Consider the following 13,906-nt stretch of genomic DNA (forward strand, 5'->3'; position numbering starts at 1 on the left):
GGCAGGCGCCTGCCGTGACGTCCGACATCTTCATGAGCGCGGGCGAGGCCTCGGGCGATCTCGAGGCCGCTCTGCTGCTCGACCAGATCCGCGCGCTGCGCCCCGGCACCACGTGCGCTGCCATCGGATCGGAGCGCCTGCGGGCCGCAGGTGCGCGCATCACCGTCGACTCGTGCGATTGGGCCAGCATCGGTCCGGTGTCGGCGTTCGCGAAGATCCCGAGGTTGTACGTCATCATGCGCCAGCACGACGCGATGCTGCGCCGCGAACCGCCGCGGGCCGTCATCCCTGTCGACTTCGGCGCGTTCAACCTGCGGTTGGTCGAACAGATGCGCCACGGCGGCTATCGCGGCCCCATCATCTACTATTTCCCGCCGGGTGCGTGGCTCGATGACGAACGCCAAGCGCGCGCAGTGGCAGCGGGGGCGATCCCGTTGACGGCACTCGCGCGCCAGCGCGATTTCTATCACCGGCTCGGTCTGCGCTGCGAGTACTTCGGACATCCGCTGGTATCGGCGATCGCGCCGCGCGCCGCGCAGGATGCGCAGTGGCCGGCGCAGCTCGCCGTGCCTGCCGGCGCCGGACCGCGCATCGTCGTCTTCCCCGGGAGCCGCGCCGAGGAGATCGCGCTCATGACCGACCGGCTGTCGGCAGCGGCGGCTATGCTGGCGAGCGCCGACGAGGCGACGTTCGTCGTCGCCGCCGCCTCGCAGGTGCGTGCCCGGCAGATCGAGCGGCAATGGCCGCGCGCCTCGAGCGGCATGCGACCGGTCATCGCCGGCGGTGAAGATATCCAACTCGCGCTGCGGGCGGCCGACCTCGCGTGGGTCGCGTCGGGCACCGCGGTGCTCGAGACCGCCTTGCGTGAGATCCCTCAGGTCGCGTTCTACGCCATCAGCCGCACGCAGTACCGCATCGCGCAGCGGCGCGTGCCGCAATTCGTAAGCGGCCCGCTGACTTTGCCGAATCTCCTCTTGGGGCGCACGATCGTGCCCGAGCTGCTGCAGGACGATCTGACGCCGCAGGCGCTGGTCGACGCGACGCGGCGCTTGCTGTCGGACGCCGGTGCGCGCGACGAGCAGCTGCAGGGCTATCGCGAACTGCGCGCCGCGCTCGGTCCGCCTGATACGCTCACGCGGATCGCGCGCTTCGTCGTCGAGACCATGGACGCGGGCGCGCCGACATGAGCGCCGCCTCGCTCACGATCTACCATACGGCAGACGTGCACGGCCGCACCGGATTCGGCGCTCCGCTCGCCGCGCTGGTGGAACCGTCGGCCCTGCTGGTCGATTGCGGTGACAGCCTGCTCGGATCGTCGACGATCTATCGGCGCGACGAGCCGGTCATCGCCGATTTCGCCGCGGCACCGTATCGCGCGCAGGCGGTCGGCAACCGCGAATTCCATTACGTCCATGCCTGGTTCGCCGCGCGCGCACGCGCGATGCCGATGCCGATGATCTGTTCGAATCTGCTCGACCTGCGCGAGCGACCGGCTCCGTTCCGGCGCTCGCTCGTCGTCGAAGCGGGCGGCGCGCGCGTGCGCCTGCTCGCTTTGCTCGCGCCCCAATATCGCACCGGCAGCGGCTGGGAGGCCGTGTTCGGGTGGCGCTTCCTCTCCGTGCAGGCCGCCATGGACGAGATGTTCGCGGCACCGCAGGAGGCCGACGTCACCATCGTGCTTTCGCATCTCGGCCTGCGGTCGGATCGCGAGCTTGCGAGCGCCTACGCAGGCATCGGGGCGATCATCGGCGGCCATAGCCATGACACGCTCGCGCAGCCGGAGATCGTGAACGGCGTGCCGATCGTGCACGCGGGAGCGTATGCGGAAAACGCAGGCCGGCTCGAGCTTACGCTCGGCGGCGCGCGGCCGCGGGTGGCCTCGTTCCGGCTGGTGCCGCTCCTGTCTCGGACGGGCGGATGAGCGTGAGCGCGCCCAACGTCTTGCTCGTCAGCAACGGCTACGGCGAGATGGCCATCGCCGGCTATCTCGCGTCGGCGATCGCGGCGCGCGCGCCCGAGGCCATCATCGAGCATTTTCCGATGGTCGGCGGTGCGGCCGCAGCGGACGCGGATGCCGCGCCGGCTCGCGTCGTCGGACCGGCTGCGCGCATGCCGAGCGGCGGTTTGATCGCGTACTGGAACGTCCGCAACCTCGTGCGCGACGTCGGCGCAGGCCTGCTCTCGCTCACTGCGCGGCAGTTCTCCTTTCTACGCCGCCAAGGTTCGCGCGATGCGATCGTCGCCGTCGGCGACGTCTATTGCGCAGCGGCTTGTCTGGTCTTCGCACGACGTCCGACCGTGTTCGTCGCGACCGCAAAGTCGGAATACGTCGCTTCGCACTCGGGCCTCGAACGCGCCGTCGCGCGGCGCGCCCGCATCGTGTTCGCCCGCGACGCCGCTACAGCGGTCGCGCTTGCCGCGGACGGCGTGCCCGCTCGCTATGCCGGCAATCTCATGATGGACGGCGTGCGGGTCACGGGCGTCGATCTGCGCGAGCCGCCGAACTCCGTCAACGTCGCGGTGCTGCCTGGCAGCCGCGATGATGCGCCCGCCAATGCGGCCGCGGCCATTCGCCGCCTCGTCCTCGTCGCGCACGCGCTCGCGCCGGCATCGGTCCACGCGTTCATCTCGCTCGCGCCCGGCATGGACCGGGCCCCGCTGTTGGCCGCCTGCGCGGGGGCAGGCGCGGTCTTGACGCCCACGGGCGCGCAGTCGGGGGTTATCGCGAGCGGTGCGGCCGGTCCGCTCACCATCGGCGTCATCTCCGGCGCATTCGGCGACATGCTGTCGCGCAGCGTCATGGCGCTAGGTCAAGCCGGCACAGCGAACGAGCAAGCGGCCGGGCTCGGACTGCCGGTGATCGCGTCCTCGCCCGGCGGCGATCCGGCCAGAGTGGGCTGGTATCGGATGCGCCAGCAGCGGCTGCTCGGCGACGCGCTCTTGGTCTTGCCTGATGAGGACCACGCATTCGCGCGTGGCGTCGTGAGCTTGCTGGGCGACACTTCGAGGATGCGCGCGATGGGCGAGACGGGACGAGCCCGCATGGGCGGTCCCGGCGGAGCCGACGCCGTTGCACAGGCTGTGCTGGCGCTCGCGTCGCACCACCCGTAGATGACGGCACCCATGACGCGCGGACAGCGCGCCGAACTCGCGCTCCCATTCGCGCTCTTCGTGCTGATGCCGGCCTTGCCGATGCTCGTGCTGCTCGCCGACGTGCTGCCGCGCGGCGTCGCGATCGGCGGCAAAGGCTACGCGGTCGCGCTGCTGGTCATCGTCGCCATCGCCGCGCTGGTCACGTTGGTCGCGCTGGTCGTGCGCCGCGGCTGGCGCGGTCTCATCCAGCCTCCGCTCACCGCGCCGCTGCTGGCGATGATCGCGACCGCGACGCTGGCAGGTGCGGTCGGCGTGTCGCTGCGGGCAAGCATGTTCGAGATCATCTGCGAGGCAGGCAACTTCATCGCGTTCGTGGCGATCGTGTGGAATGCGGCTGACGAACGCGTCCGTCGCGCGCTGCTCACCTGCTACTTCGCGACCGGCATCGCGGCGACCGTGTTCGGCGTCAGCCTCACCCTCACGCGCCATCCGCCCGAGATGTTCGCGTATCAGCACGGCCGCGCCGCCGGCACGTTCTTGCAGCCCAACGAATTCGGCGGCTATCTGCTGTTCTTCATCGCGCTCGGCCTCGCCCAAGCAGCGGCGCCGCCGCTGCTGCGCAGGCTCGGCGCCACGTCAGCCGTCGTCGGCATCATCGCGCTGGCCTTGTCGGTGTCGCGCGCGGCGTGGCTCGGTCTGCTCATCGGCCTGCCGGTGCTGATCTGGCGTTTCGGACGCACGGCCAAGGTCGCGTACGTCTGCGCCGCGGTCATCGCGCTGGTGCTCGGCACGACGACGTTCCGCGACGTGGCGCACGATCCGAGCGAGAATCCTTCGCGCATCGCCGTCTGGCAGGGCGCGGCGCGGATGGCCGTGAGGTTCGCGCTCACCGGCGTCGGCCCGCTCGGCTTCTCGAAGGTGTACCCCGCGCTCAAGCAGCCCGATGCCGCCGTCGACGAGGTGCACGCGCACGATCTGCCGCTCAACGTGCTCATCGAGAACGGCCTGCTCGGCCTGGCGGCGTTCGTCTGGGCGGTCGTCGCGGGCGTGCGCGAGGCGCGCCGCACGCTCCGGCGCATACCGCCCGACGACCGCGAACGGGTGCTGCTCTTCTACGCTTTGGTCGCCGCCTTCATCGCGTCGGCGCTGCAGAACGTCGTCGACGTGGTGTCGACGTTCGTCTTCCTCTTGTGGTGGCCGATGCTCGGACTGATGATCGCGCTCGGCAGAGCGCCGCAGCCCGCGTCGGACACGCCGGCCGCCGAGCGCGTCATCGCCCGGCCGTCGAGCGCGCCCGTCCATGCCGCTCTCGCCGCACTCGTGCTCGCCGCCGCAGTGCTTATCTCGGGCTGCGCGTCGACACCGCGCGCCGCATCGACGCCGACGCCCTCTCCGACTCCTGGCGCGCAGGCGCCCTATTACATCATCGCCTCGTCGCAAAACGGAAAGCCGGTCGAACTCAAAGAGATCCATAACGGCCAGCTCGAGTATCTGCTGCGCGCTACGCAGATCGCATATGCGACGGTGGATTCCCAGGGTACGTTGAGCGACGTCGCGTTAAGCTTCTATAAAGGAAGGACGCTGCGCTTGAGGGTAACGGCCCCGACGGCAGCAGTGCGGCCGAACGACCGCAACGTTTCGCTGCGCGGCGGGGTGCGGGCCGCTGGCGCAAACGGCGCGTCCATGTCGGCCGACTCCATGGAATACGACGGCAACCGCCACATCCTGGTCGCGGAGGGCGCCGTCAAGGCGCATGACGACCGCGGCAACTCCATCGCCGGCGACCGCGCCGAGGCCGACCTCGACCTGCAGCGCGTGCACGTCTGGGGGCCGGACGGCGAGCAGACCATGACCTTCGGGAAGTAGGACGTGCAAGCGACAGGAACGCCCATCGAGATCGACGTCAGAGGTCTGACCAAGAGCTACGGCCCGCGGACCGTGGTCGACCAGGTCAGCCTCAACGTGCGTGGTGGAGAAGTCGTCGGATTGCTCGGCCCCAACGGCGCCGGCAAGACGACCACGTTCTATATGGTGGTCGGTCTGGTGCGGCCCAATGACGGCGCGGTGCTGCTCGTGACCGACAACGGCAGCACCATCGACATCACCCATCAGCCCATGCACATGCGCGCACGCGAAGGCCTTGGTTATCTCGCGCAAGAGTCGTCGGTCTTCCGGCGGCTGACGATCGAAGACAACATCCGGCTTATCTGGCAACAGCGCGGCGTGCCGCGTCAGGAGCAGGACGAGCGCCTGCCCAAGCTGCTAGGCGAGTTCGGGCTCGAGGGGCTCATCCACGCGCGCACCGAGACGCTGTCCGGCGGCGAGCGCCGGCGCGTCGAGATCGCGCGCGCGATCGCAACCGACCCGGCCTTCTTGCTGCTCGACGAGCCGTTCACCGGGATCGACCCGATCGCCGTCGCGGATATCCAAGAGATCATCCGTTTGCTCAAGGCCAAGGGATTGGGCGTGCTGATCACCGATCACTCAGTGCGTGAGACCCTGGCCATCGTCGATCGCGCCTACATCCTCAACCGCGGGCGCATCGAGGTGTCGGGCAGCGCGCAAGACGTCGCAAGCTCGCCGACCGCGCGCAAATTCTACCTGGGAGAGAGCTTTCGTCTGTGAAGCTTCTCGACCGCTACATGGTCACCGAGCTTGGCGGCCCGTTCCTGTTCGGACTGGCCGCATTCACGCTGCTCTTCGTGGCGGGCGAGCTGCTCAACGTCGCGCGCCTGGTGTCGGAAGAGCACGCCAGCCTCCTCGCGGCGGCCAAATACTTCATCTACACGCTGCCGCAGACGCTCGTCCTGACGTTTCCGATGTCGATGCTGCTCTCGGTGCTGCTCGCGATGAGCCGCCTGTCGGGCGATTCCGAGATCACCGGCATGCGCGCCGGCGGCATCAGCCTATATCGCATCGCCGCGCCGGTGGCCGCGGTGGGCCTGCTCGCCTCGCTCGTAGGACTGGGATTCCAGGAGTACGTCGTGCCCGGAGCCACCGCCAGGGCGAACGAGATCCTGACCAGCGAGATCCAGTCGGGCAATGTCAACATCCTTTCAAATGAGGTCGTGCGCAGTGCGCTGCCGAACGGCGACGCGCAGGTGACATACGCCGCCGGATTCGACACCTCGACGCAATCGCTCGAAGAGATCACGGTGCAGGTGTATCGCGGCGAGACGCTGCTCTCGCTGCTGGTCGCGCCGCGCGCGCGCTACCAGAACTCGACCTGGGTGCTGCACGACGCGATCTCGTATCGCCTGGCTCCCGTGTGCTGCACGCTCGGCACCTTGCCGCTCACCAGCGTGAACATCGGCGCCAGTCCGACCCAGCTCATCGAGCTCTCCAAACGTCCGGAGGACCTGTCGCGCAATCAGCTGCGGCCGCTGCTGCACTCCGCGATCGCGTCGGGCGACCAGTCGCGCTACGCATTGCTGCTCGTGACCTACGACAGCAAACTCGCCCGTCCGTTCGCGAGCCTCGTCTTCACGCTGCTGGCGATACCGCTTGGCATCCGGCGCCAGCGCTCGACCTCGGGCGCGGGCTTCGGCATCAGCATCGCGATCGTGTTCGCGTTCTACGTCGTCACCACGATCTGTCTGGCGATCGGCCGCACCGCCCCCGAGCTGAGCTTGGCGATGGCGTGGCTGCCCAACATCATCTTCGGCGCTATCGGGGTGTGGCTGTTGCAGTTGGCGGCCAAGGTATGATGGCGCTGCACGGCATGCTGGTGCTGCTGGCGTTCGACATACGCCCCGTCATCACGGTCGCGGGCATCGTGGTGCTGGCCGGCCTGATCGCGTTCGTCGGCGACCGCGTCGGCCATCAGGTCGGACGGCGGCGCATGACGCTGTTCGGCCTGCGGCCGCGATACACGAGCACGATTTTCGCCGTCGGCTTCGGCATGCTCATCGCCCTGTTCGCGGTCGGCTTCGTCGCGGCGGTGAACCAGGAAGCGCGCCAGGCGCTGTTCTCGATCAACACGCTGCGCGACGAGATCAAGACGCTGACCGCGCAGCGCGATCAGCTCTTGCTGTTCGTGCGCGAGGCGCCGCTGGTCTTCCGCAACGGCGAACCGATCTCGCGCCCGGTGCTCGTCGACACGACGGATGACGAAGCCAGCATCGAGCGGAACTTGACGGCGTTGTTCCGGGTGGTCGCCGAGCACTACAGCACCATCCCGGACGTGCAGCCATATCCGCAGGAGCTCACGCCTGCCGCGCGCGCGAAGATCGCCGCGCTCGCGCGCCAGATCAAGACGTACGCGCCCGACGATGCGATCGTCGTGCCGGTCGCCGGCGAGAACATCTTCCGCCACGGCGCTATGTCGATCTCGTTCAACGTGTTCAGGGATGGCCTGATCTACCGCAAGGGCGACGCGATCGCGGCGGTGAGCATCGCCGATGGACGCGATCCGCAGCTCGCCAGCGCCGGCCTGCAGCAATTGCGCATCGCGATCACCGATAACGCCATCGCACACGGCATGCCGCCGACGATCGCCGACACGCCGGAGGCGAATGTCGCCACCTTCGACCAGGCGTACAAGCAGCTGCGCTCGATCCACGGTCCGGCGGTGTTGCGCGCGATCGCGATGAGCGACGTCAAGGCCAGCGGCCCGCTCACGACCGAGCTGATCGTCGCGCCCGGCCGCTGATGCGCACGGCGCGCCGGCGCTATATCGGCGTCGATCCGGGGCGCACCAAGTGCGGCGTCGCGATCGCCTACGAAGATGGCGAGCGCGCGGATCTGCGGGTCGTGCCGACCCCCGAGCTGGAGGCATATCTCACCGCGCACGCGCCGGCTCCGGACATCGCCGGCATCTGCGTCGGCCATGCGACCACGTCGAGCGCGGTCGTGGCATTGTGTCGAACCGCCTTCCCGGGCGTGCCGGTCAGCATCGTCGACGAGAGCCGTACGACGTTGGAGGCGCGCCAGCGTTACTATCAGGATCATCCGCCGCGCGGGCTTGCGCGCCTTATACCACGCGGGTTGCTGGTTCCCGACGAGCCGCTCGACGGGTATGCCGCGCTGCTCATCATCGAGCGATTCCTAAGCCGTGACAAGCCGTGATTTTGGGGTTCCACCTTTCGGGAACGGCCCCGCCTCCCGGCCAGCGGCCAAGGGCAGGAATGGGCAATTTTAGCGGCCAACCCAGCCCGTGCAGGTTGCCGGTGCAGTGCTTCGCCTTTGTCCTCATGGGCGATACGGCGCCGAATATTTGTGCCGCTGGACGACATGGTCGCCCAGCGCCTTCGGGACCCATCGGAACTGGATTCGCAAAGCAGGGAACGAAGATTCTGCGCGCGTCAAGGTTCGAAACGGCCCCCGACGTCTGTGCCTCTCGCTAAGGAGGACCGCTTTGAAGAGATTCGCCTACCTCGCGGTAAGCGCGTTCGTCGCCGCTTCTGTTCTGTGCGTCCGGCCGGCGTTTGCGACGCCGTTCAACGACGTACCGGCGAACAGCTGGGCGGCGGACTACATCCAGACGCTCGCTGCAGACGGCATTCTTGCCGGCTATCCGAACGGAAAATTCCTCGGCAACCGGCCGATGACGCGCAACGAGGTCGCGGTCGCTCTCGCGCGCGCCATCGCCAAAGTGGAAGCCGAAGGCGGCGCCAGCAAGGCCGACCTGCAAAAACTCGCCAGATTGATGGACGCATATAAGGACGAGCTCGACGGCATGGGCGTCCGCGTCACGCAGATCGAGGACAGGCTCGCGGCGCTCGACAAAGCGACGAAGTTCGCACAAGGCTTCACCGTGCACGGCACGCTGTGGTCCGGCTACTCGCAGCGCGAGCAGATCCAAAACCCGACCGTGCTCACCGGTGCGCCGTCATGCGCGACCACCAACCCGCTGCCGGCCAACGCCTGCTTGGCGCGCTCCGATTCGGTCTTCAACTTCACCGACCAATTCATCGAAAACGACCAGAGCAACGACCCGTACTACGGACGCGTCGGCCCCGGCATCCTGCTGCCGCGCGCGCAATGGGAGTTCACGCCCTCGTATGCGGTCAACCAGAACCTGATCATCTCGCTGCCCATCAACATCGTCGACTACTACTCGGGCGGCTACCGGCAACAGCAGACCGGCGTCGGCATCAACCCGACGCTCGAGGTCAACGTGCCGAACATGAACGGCGTCACGGGTCTGAACATCCGCGTCGGGCAGTTGCAGAACATCAAAGGCTCGCTCACCGGCTTGACCTACAGCCCGGCCGACAATTTCCACATCAACTACACCGACCCGTTCCGTCCGTATCCCAACGGCGTTGACGTGACGGCGACGATCGAGAAATACCTGGACGTACAGGCGTACGGCACGCGCTTGGACCCGGTCGGGGTGTTGAGCGGCGCGCCGACGTTCCCGCCGAACACGGGCTGGATCCAGTCGAACACGTATCTCGGCCCGTACTACTTCCAGCAGACGACCAACGTCTACGGCTCGGCGCCGACGACCGATACGTTCACCTCGGGCACCGGCACGCTGACGTCCGTCACGCTGAGCGCGCTCGCGCAGCCGGGCACGGTCTTCGTGTCGTACTACCTCGGCCCGCCAGCGTGCTTCACCGGCTGCTTCTTCACGGCTGCTAATCAGCCGAACGAGCCCAGCTTCAACTTCGTGCAGACCCCCAACATGGTCGTGTTCACGTCGCCGAGCCCCATCCCGGCCGGCGTGACCGTCTCGATCACGTATCAATCGTACAGCGTGTCCAACAACACGTTCCCGCAGCGCTACGACGTCGGCGGCCGCGCGGTGTACCGCATCCCCGGCATCCCCAGCGCGCAGATCGGCTTCTCGTTGAACCGCCTGTTCGATCTCAACGGCGGCAACAGCGCGTCCGGCAACACGGTCTACCTGCAATCCGCGTCGGTGCCGAACACCATCGTCAGCGACACGGTCTTCGGGTTCGACTTCGTGATGCCGCTGGCACGCGAGTGGGGCAGCGGCCAGTGGGGCGTCGTCACGCCGGCCTTGTACGGCGAAGTCGCGACCAGCAAGTATACGCCTGACTTCCAGCGCATTCCGGCGCAAAGCGATACCGCAGGCGTCATCGGGCTGAAGTTCAAGTTCCTGGGCGGCGACCAGACGCTGTCGTATCAGAGCGTCGGCCCGTACTACATCGACGGCGCGTCCTTCATGTGGGCAGGCCAGTCGCCGGCGCTGTTCTCGTTCTGGAACATGCCGCAGCTGCCGACCGGCTTCGGAATCGGCAACACGCTGGGTATCAACCAGCAAGTCGACGCCGTCGCTCTGGCCAACGGCTATGCGGGTCCGCTGCTGGCGAACACCGGGCAGTTCCCGGGCGGGACGTTTGACTTCCCGCTGTTCAACCAGTTCAAGGCGCAAGGCCCGTACTTCTACAGCACGTTCGCGCCGAACACGCGCGGACCGTCAGTGCAGCTCAACTTCCCGATCCGTATCGGCGGCGTGAATCTGAAGATCCGCCTCGGCGGCCAACAGCTGCAAGAGATCCGTCCGAACTCGCTGTCGGCGGCGATCTTCGGCCCGCAGTACGTCACCGGCGTCGGTGGCAAGTACCAGACCTACGGCGGCGGCTTCACGCTCGGCCTGCCGATCTGGGATCGCACGGCGACGTTGAACTTCGATGCTCTGTACGAGCGCATCCAGCGGCTCGACCAGACGCCGTTCGTCTACGCCGCCGACCCGCTGCTCGGCGTGCCCGGCGCGTACAACGCGCTTGGCAGCACCGAGTTGACGGGCACCGGCCAGATCGTGTACTTCTATCCGAACTACCAGAACGTGCGCCACTTGGCGGGCAGCGGCTCGCTGGCGTTGCCCATCACGGCCGCCCTCACGGCGAACGTGACCTACGTCAACCAGGCGTGGGGCGGTGAGGCGCTCAACACGCTGAACCAGAGCATCAGCCAGACGAAGACTGCCCTCAACGCGGGCGTCCTCTACAACATACCGAACACCAACTCGTCGATCAACTTCTTCTTCACGAACTACCAATGGAAAGACAACCAGCTGCCGACCTACAACTGGACCCAGAATCGGCAGAACATCTACTTCACGGTCAAGTTCTAGCGTGATGTAGTCCCGCGATCTCGATCGCGGGAAAGCGACAGCGAAAGGGGGTCAGGCAATGCCTGGCCCCCAATCTTTTCGGGTGCGCAAAGAATTGATCGGCGCGGGAATCGTCGCGCTGGCGTTGCTCGCGGCGGTCGCATGGCGTCCGCTGGCGGCGTGGTGGTGCGACGACCTCGGCAACCTGGCGCTGGCCAAAGGCGATGCCGCGGCGGCGGCCTCATGGTTCGGCCGCGGGCTGGCGCTCACGCCGCACTCCCGACTGTTGCTCGAAGACCGCGGCCGCGCGCTGCTCGACAGCGATCCGGCTGCGGCGCTGCGCGACTTCGAAGCCTCGGCCTGCGGCGCGGCCTGCGTCGCGGAGATGGGCGATGCGCAAGCGCGCCTCGGCAATGCGGACGCCGCCGTGGCAGACTATCTGCAGGCGGACGCGGCAGTGCGCTTGGCTGCGATGGAGGATCGCATCGCGGCGACGGGCCGCTACGACGAGGCGATCGCGCTTGAAACGGCGCTCGTGCAACGTCTGGGCGGCGATCTGCTGCTGCGCGCCGACTTGGCGGCGGCCTATGCGAAGATCGGCAGGCTCGCCGCCGCCGCGAGTTACGCGAAGCCGCAGGCCGCGGACGGATATCGTCGTCGCGCCATCGCCTCGTTCAGGCGAGCGACCGAGATCGCGCCGTTCAACGAGGGCTACTTGCTCTCGTACGCATCCGCGCAAAAGGATTGGGGCGACAAGAACGCCGCGCGTGAGGCCTACGCACGCGTCCTCTCGCTGCATCCGCATCAAGCCGACGCAGAGCAGGCGCTGGCCGAGCTTGGCGCCTCACCGTCGGCGACCCCCCGCGTGCGCTGATGCGTGTCGCGATCGAGACCCAGTTCGCGCGCGGCACTGCGACGGGTCTGGGCGTGTACGCGAGCTCGCTCGCGGCGGCGCTGCGCGCGCGCTCCGACGTCGAGGTCGTCGAGCTGCGCGACGACAGCTTCGACTTGTGGCGTTTCGACCGCCGCGCGTACTGGGATCAGCTGCGCGTGAGGCGCCTCGCGAGGGAGGCGCATGCCGACGTGATCCATTTCACCGGCGGCACGCTGCCGTGGCGCCCGCCGCATCCGTGCGTGTTGACGCTTCACGATCTGACCTGGCTGCGCGCCGCGAACCGCGGCCGCGCCTACGTGCGCTGGTATTTCGGTTCGTTGCAGCCTCGTTTGGCGCGCGCGGCCGACGCGATCGTCGTGGACACGCATGCCGCGCGCACTGACGTCGCCGACGGCTTGGGAATATCGCCGGATTTCATCACGGTGGCGGGCGCAGGCGTCGACCAGCGTTACTTCACGCTTGCGCGTAAGCCCGCGCAGCCGCCCTTCGTGCTGACCGTCGGCACCGTCGAGGAGCGCAAGGATCTAATCACCGCAGTGCGGGCCATCGCACCCATGGACCGTATCCGACTGGTCTGCGCCGGTCCCTTCACGCCGTACGCAGACGAGGTCCGAAGGGAAGCGGCGCGCCTCGGGGCCGGCGATCGTGTCGAATTGCTCGGGTTTGTGCATGACGACCGGCTGCTCGACCTGTACTCGCGTGCGGCCGCGTTCATCTTTCCTTCGCGCTACGAGGGGTTCGGCTTACCGCCGCTGCAGGCGCTGGCCGCGGGTTTGCCCGTCGTGTCGTCCGACATCCCAGTGCTGCGCGAAGTACTTGACGATGGGACCGTCTATTGTCCGCCTGGCGATGCTCGCGCGTTCTCGGATGCGCTTGCGCACGTGCTGAGCGGAGGAAGCGCGCTCGACGAGCGCGTCGCACGCGGCCGCGACCGCGCGCGCACATTCAGCTGGCCGGCAGTGGCGCAGACGATGGTATCGGTGTACGCGCGCCTGACGTCCGTCGCCGAGCCGGGTAGGGCGCGATCGCGCTAGAGGGTCGCGCTGAGCAGCGCCTGGACTTTGTAGCGCCACAGCAGATTCTGGCTGTTGGCGCCCAGGCCCCAGATGTCGAAAGCCGACACCGAGAATCTGCGCCCGATCCTGCCGACAACGCTCGGCCCCAGGGCCGATACGTACACGCCGCCCAGCGCGAGGTTGACGCGAGCCTCGTAGAACAGCGAGAGCGATCCGCTGGTCTTGCTCTCGACGTACGGCTGCGCCTTGAGGTCGTAGTAGCTCGACCACGATGAGCCGGGCGGCACGCTGATGCTCTGCACGAACGTGTTCTGCAGCAGCACGCCGCCGCGCTCGGAGTACAGCCGGAAATCGTAGTGCGGCCGAAGCTGCGTGTCGTTGCTCTTGACGTCGTTGGTCACGGTCGGCAGTTCTATTTCGGCCGAGAGCGTGTGATCCGAACGCCTTCCCACCCGCGGGAAGGCATACACGATGCTCACGTTCCCGAGACCGGATTTCGGCGCAAGGCCCGATTGGTAGCTGGTCACGAGCGGGACGTTGACGCTCAGCTGCTGGCCCCCACTCAGCTTCGTGCCTAACGTGATGCGGTATTGCGCGCGCGCTTTGCCCCCGGCCATCGCCTGGAAATAGTAGCGCGGCCGCACCGAAGCCCCCAAGGTGAACAAGAAGCTGCCCGGCGCATCGTCCGCATCGCCCGACGCAGGCGTCGACGCAGGAACCGGCGTCGACGCAGGGGCCGAAGCGGCATCGTCGGCGACGGCAACAACGGGCGCCCCGAGCGCTGCCAGCGCCGCGGCGAACAGGACAATCGCGCGCATACGCATTCCGGTCCGCTACTTACGAGCGAGCCACGCCGATTCCCGGCGAGCTCGCTCT

The 13,906-nt window shown here is 67.7% G+C and carries 12 protein-coding genes; 11 read left to right on the top strand and 1 reads right to left on the bottom strand.

Going from position 1 to position 13,906, the window contains the following annotated elements; translation table 11 throughout:
- Nucleotides 1–14: 14 nt before the first annotated feature.
- From VKF82_10060 to VKF82_10110, 11 genes are all read left to right on the top strand, one after another.
- Nucleotides 15–1,187, top strand: a complete 1,173-nt coding sequence (locus tag VKF82_10060; GenBank protein HME82409.1) for a hypothetical protein — start codon at nt 15–17, stop codon at nt 1,185–1,187.
- Nucleotides 1,184–1,921, top strand: coding sequence for a hypothetical protein (locus VKF82_10065; protein ID HME82410.1), 738 nt, complete (start codon nt 1,184–1,186; stop codon nt 1,919–1,921). Before VKF82_10060 ends, VKF82_10065 begins: the two co-directional genes overlap by 4 nt.
- A 2-nt stretch (nt 1,922–1,923) precedes the next feature.
- On the top strand, nt 1,924–3,111 hold the full coding sequence (locus VKF82_10070; GenBank protein ID HME82411.1) for a lipid-A-disaccharide synthase-related protein: 1,188 nt from the start codon (nt 1,924–1,926) through the stop codon (nt 3,109–3,111).
- Between the two features lie 12 nt (nt 3,112–3,123).
- Nucleotides 3,124–4,959 (top strand): LPS export ABC transporter periplasmic protein LptC, encoded by a 1,836-nt coding sequence (gene lptC / locus VKF82_10075; GenBank protein HME82412.1) that lies wholly within the window; start codon nt 3,124–3,126, stop codon nt 4,957–4,959.
- A gap of 3 nt (nt 4,960–4,962) precedes the next feature.
- A complete protein-coding gene (gene lptB / locus VKF82_10080; GenBank protein ID HME82413.1) occupies nt 4,963–5,718 on the top strand; it encodes an LPS export ABC transporter ATP-binding protein in 756 nt (251 codons plus the stop codon).
- Complete coding sequence (locus tag VKF82_10085) at nt 5,715–6,800, top strand: LptF/LptG family permease (GenBank protein ID HME82414.1); 1,086 nt, start codon at nt 5,715–5,717, stop codon at nt 6,798–6,800. The genes lptB and VKF82_10085 overlap by 4 nt, the downstream gene beginning before the upstream one ends.
- The gene (locus VKF82_10090) at nt 6,770–7,744 is read left to right on the top strand and encodes a DUF3084 domain-containing protein (GenBank protein ID HME82415.1); all 975 of its coding nucleotides are present in this window, start codon (nt 6,770–6,772) and stop codon (nt 7,742–7,744) included. The genes VKF82_10085 and VKF82_10090 overlap by 31 nt, the downstream gene beginning before the upstream one ends.
- Nucleotides 7,744–8,160 carry a hypothetical protein gene (locus VKF82_10095; GenBank protein HME82416.1) on the top strand — a complete coding sequence of 139 codons (417 nt, stop codon included), beginning with the start codon at nt 7,744–7,746 and terminating at the stop codon, nt 8,158–8,160. Before VKF82_10090 ends, VKF82_10095 begins: the two co-directional genes overlap by 1 nt.
- Nucleotides 8,161–8,449: 289 nt before the next feature.
- Complete coding sequence (locus VKF82_10100) at nt 8,450–11,140, top strand: S-layer homology domain-containing protein (protein HME82417.1); 2,691 nt, start codon at nt 8,450–8,452, stop codon at nt 11,138–11,140.
- Nucleotides 11,141–11,222: 82 nt separating this feature from the next.
- Nucleotides 11,223–11,993 (top strand): hypothetical protein, encoded by a 771-nt coding sequence (locus VKF82_10105; protein ID HME82418.1) that lies wholly within the window; start codon nt 11,223–11,225, stop codon nt 11,991–11,993.
- Nucleotides 11,993–13,048, top strand: a complete 1,056-nt coding sequence (locus VKF82_10110) for a glycosyltransferase family 1 protein (protein ID HME82419.1) — start codon at nt 11,993–11,995, stop codon at nt 13,046–13,048. Before VKF82_10105 ends, VKF82_10110 begins: the two co-directional genes overlap by 1 nt.
- Here the strand turns inward: VKF82_10110 and VKF82_10115 are convergent.
- On the bottom strand, nt 13,045–13,848 hold the full coding sequence (locus tag VKF82_10115; protein ID HME82420.1) for a hypothetical protein: 804 nt from the start codon (nt 13,846–13,848) through the stop codon (nt 13,045–13,047). The genes VKF82_10110 and VKF82_10115 overlap by 4 nt on opposite strands.
- Nucleotides 13,849–13,906 lie beyond the last annotated feature (58 nt).

Source organism: Candidatus Eremiobacteraceae bacterium (assembly GCA_035314825.1).
Classification (GTDB): domain Bacteria; phylum Vulcanimicrobiota; class Vulcanimicrobiia; order Eremiobacterales; family Eremiobacteraceae; genus JAFAHD01.

What these genes read in the sequence shown, in the direction of transcription:
- VKF82_10065 (HME82410.1), top strand. Translation starts at nt 1,184, where the DNA reads ATGAGCGCCGCCTCGCTCACGATCTACCATACGGCAGACGTGCACGGC.
- lptC (HME82412.1), top strand. Translation starts at nt 3,124, where the DNA reads ATGACGCGCGGACAGCGCGCCGAACTCGCGCTCCCATTCGCGCTCTTC.
- VKF82_10095 (HME82416.1), top strand. Translation starts at nt 7,744, where the DNA reads ATGCGCACGGCGCGCCGGCGCTATATCGGCGTCGATCCGGGGCGCACC.
- VKF82_10110 (HME82419.1), top strand. Translation starts at nt 11,993, where the DNA reads ATGCGTGTCGCGATCGAGACCCAGTTCGCGCGCGGCACTGCGACGGGT.
- VKF82_10115 (HME82420.1), bottom strand. Translation starts at nt 13,848, where the DNA reads ATGCGCGCGATTGTCCTGTTCGCCGCGGCGCTGGCAGCGCTCGGGGCG.